Origin of the sequence: Dysgonomonas sp. GY617, assembly GCF_015233815.1 — a bacterium.
Classification (GTDB): Bacteria; Bacteroidota; Bacteroidia; order Bacteroidales; family Dysgonomonadaceae; genus Dysgonomonas_A.
Map to the genome: position 1 here is coordinate 37,656 of NZ_JADCLR010000005.1, position 3,505 is coordinate 41,160.

At 38.5% G+C, this 3,505-nt stretch carries 4 protein-coding genes; all 4 read right to left on the minus strand.

The genetic code is table 11. From position 1 onward, the window contains the following. Positions 1-731 precede the first annotated feature (731 nt). Positions 732-1,559: a hypothetical protein gene (locus IR022_RS06320; RefSeq protein ID WP_194203077.1), complete on the minus strand. Its 828-nt coding sequence runs from the start codon at positions 1,557-1,559 to the stop codon at positions 732-734. A gap of 12 nt (positions 1,560-1,571) precedes the next feature. Beyond that, a complete protein-coding gene (locus IR022_RS06325; protein WP_194203078.1) occupies positions 1,572-2,435 on the minus strand; it encodes a hypothetical protein in 864 nt (287 codons plus the stop codon). A 65-nt stretch (positions 2,436-2,500) separates the two neighbouring features. Further along, a complete protein-coding gene (locus tag IR022_RS06330) occupies positions 2,501-3,301 on the minus strand; it encodes a hypothetical protein (RefSeq protein WP_194203079.1) in 801 nt (266 codons plus the stop codon). A 4-nt stretch (positions 3,302-3,305) separates the two neighbouring features. Continuing rightward, positions 3,306-3,505 (minus strand): hypothetical protein (locus IR022_RS19880; RefSeq protein ID WP_206759616.1); only part of this gene is annotated, 200 nt, incomplete at its 5' end.

A 3,505-nucleotide genomic window follows, 5' to 3' on the forward strand; every position in this document is an offset into this window, starting at 1 on the left:
ATTCTTTTTCAGGTAAAATAACACCTTTAATTCATTTGTCATAACGCTCATTTTTAGTTTTAAAATTACTACCAAATGACTTCTTCACTCTTTTTTGAATTGCAGGCTGTTAATAAGCAAATAGTAGCCAAGATGAAAACATTTTTGCCATTTTATCTTAGCTAGTTATTAAGCTAAATAAATATAGACATATTATAACATTTAGTTTTTTTCTCCATGAGGATATATACACACCAAATAAACAATAAAGAAATTCGACTTCTCATTAGTCAAAATGGATATTACAAAAGAATACATTGAATACTAGATTAAATATACTATTTAGGTCTAAAACAAAATAAATATACCACATCAATAGACCCTCCGTAATACCAAATGCTCAAAAACAGTTGCAAATAAATCTCTGACAGAATATATATGAAAAAGAGCAACAACAAGAGAAACTTTCACCCATTTTTAGTTATTAGTATTTTTTCTCACTTATTGGGCAAAATACTTTATTCTATATAAAATATATGGGTGTATTTGCAAAGGGAACCCCTTCGATTGAAATTCGAAGGGGCTGAAGTCATCTGCAATTTTCAAAATAGCATACTTGTTGCTGCTGAATTTGGATTCACAAAACTTGAATATACACTCCTCATATATTATATTCTCCAGAACTAACACTGCCTTGTCCCAGCCAGATATCTATCTGATCACCGGCATTACCCGAACATCCTAAAAACTACTTACATCTCTGATATAGTTAGTGTATTATATGATCCATCTGTCGTTGTTTTTATTTGACTTTGCCTATTATTGCTATAAATAAGAACACTCAGATTGTCACCCGCCACAAGATATAGAAATGCCTTATTTACAAGTGTCGCATTGAATGGAATTCCCGAACTAGCAGGAGCAGAAAATGTACTCTTAGATGCTATAGGATCATTAGTAAGACCATTAATCCTAATAATGAGCTCTAAATGTATAAGGGATAGACCTGATATCAACACTACATTTTCGAACATAGCTGTACATGATACCGCATATACACCTGTACGGGGAGCAATAAAGACTCCTGTTACGGGATTAAAACTGTTTGTCAAATCCTCTACTTCTGTCCAGTTTGTCCATATATTAACAGAAGAAACACCTGTTGTCGTCATATCTAGTGCCACCTCATTCTTGGCTATTACGTATGCTTTGGTAGGTAAAACAGCTAATCGTAACCAAGTATTCCCATCCGAATATTCTACGCCATTATTGTACCTGATAGCTCCGGCTCCGGCAGCTGCTGCCGTCATCGCCGTTGTGCCCAACCCTAATTCGCCATTACCCAGAGATCCTCTCAAGTCGACTTTTACCGCAGGATTAGTCCTTGCCAATCCCCAATACCCGTTATCGAGTAGTCTGCTTAATTCGGTATTAGCTGAGTTGCGTGATAAAATAACCGGCATGGTGGTCGATTCGGATTTGATATCCAGAGTGGCAATTGGTGATTCTGTATTTATCCCGATTTGGGAAAAAAGACAACAGGAGGAAAGAAGTAGTATATATAAAATAATTATTTTCATTTCTGTAGATATTTATTGTATAACAATAGATAACTTATTAAAAGCAGTACTCGTCACGCCTCCTCCTGGAGAAGTACCTTGGAAACGAGGATACTTATCTATGCCCATATTATGAGAGACCTGAGGATATAGAGTATCACCTGCATTCAGAAAGAGTGTACCTGTACAAATAATAGGCGTCATAAAAGTACCTGCTATTGCAAAAGAGTTCACAGACTTAATCGTCGCACCGTTACTCGCAACCCACATACCTTCCAAATAACTATCTGCTTGAACAGGACTTGCAAGCATCTGCACCACAAATAGAACTGTATACAATCCGGTTTTAGGAGCTGTAAAGGTACCAGTCGTTCCATCAAAAGAGTTCAGAGGGTCATATTGGACATCCCAGCTACCCAAACGGGTAGTTGCATTGTTGGGACAGACCACCATATTGTAAGAATTATCGGCAACCACACAACTTCTTACCATATCTGCTTCCAGAGACATCCATTGTGTTCCATCTGAAAAATGTAATTCCGTACTACTTGGCACATACTTTAAAGCTCCGGACTGAGCGGCTGATGCTGAAAGATTAGTACCCCCGATACCGATAATATTGTTGCTTCCTGAACTGCCTCTCAAATCCAGACGTACAGCTGGACTTGTTGTTCCCAGCCCCAGATAACCATTGTCCTGCAATTTCAAAAGGGGGGCTCCCTCAGAGTTGATTATCCGTAGATTGTCGCTTAGATTACTGGATCCTTGTGAGAAAATATCAAGTGTCCCAAGGGGGGTATTGGTATTTATGCCTACGCTTTGTCCACTTAGCATTGCCACCGACAGCAACAGGCTAAAAAACGTAGCGGTCATTGTTTTTATAATTTTACTATTCATTATTTTTTATACTAATTAATTTACATACTGTGATTTATAGGGCTGTGTTTATCGGAACTGGAAACTTAATTTTCCAAAATACTTAAATTACAATATCCGGTTCTCAGATTTTTGGTTCCACCCAGAGTGTGTGTTAACACTGCTTGCAGCGTTTGTCCTGACAATAAATTAAAGCTTCCCGAACAGAGGACACTGGCTTGAAATGTGCCTGCACCGTAATAACTACTTTGACTTTTAACTATAGCGCTTGGTGATACGAGTTCCAGCTGCATAAAACTGTTAGCACTTACCGGGCTACTGCTAAATGTGGCAATCACAGCCATCGTGTACGTGCCGTCACGCGGTGCTGTAAAGACGCCTGTTGTGGGATTAAAGCTTCCTAAGAGATCTTCTTGTTCCCGCCAATTCTGAATCACCGTAGAGGTGTTGTTGGCAAAAGATTGAGTGGCACTGTTTATATCGCCAATAACATAGGTACGGATTACATGAGCACTCAGCTTATTCCAAACTGTACCATCGGAAAGATATAAACCTTGAAACCCGGGGTCATATTTTATGGCTCCGGCTTGTGCTGAAGCTGCTGTCTGGCTACTAGTACCGATACCGATGATAGAATTATTGAATCCGTCACGCAGGTCCAGACGGATACCAGGGCTCGGTACGCCCAACCCCAAATAACCATTATCTTGTAATGAGAGAATCTCTCTATCGGAGCTGTTTTTAACTGAAAGGGCCTGCGTTGCACTACTATTACCTGAAGAAATTATATCCAAAGTTGCTTGAGGATTCGTTGTATTTATGCCGACCTGGGCATGAGTTAGCCCAATTGATAAAACGCCTGTTAATAAGAAAATAATCTTTTTCATTTTATTACTTGTTAGTTATTATATAGTTAGTTAGTTTATTCAAAGAAAGCAGCAGCATGTAATCTCTACACGCTGCTGCCGGACATAGTTGTGCCATAAGTAAAAGGAAATATCGTACTGATTTTGAACGACAAAAAACAAATAAATCAGCTACACGAAAACCTTTACCTGAACAACTATATATATTGGGGAAATATGTAAAAG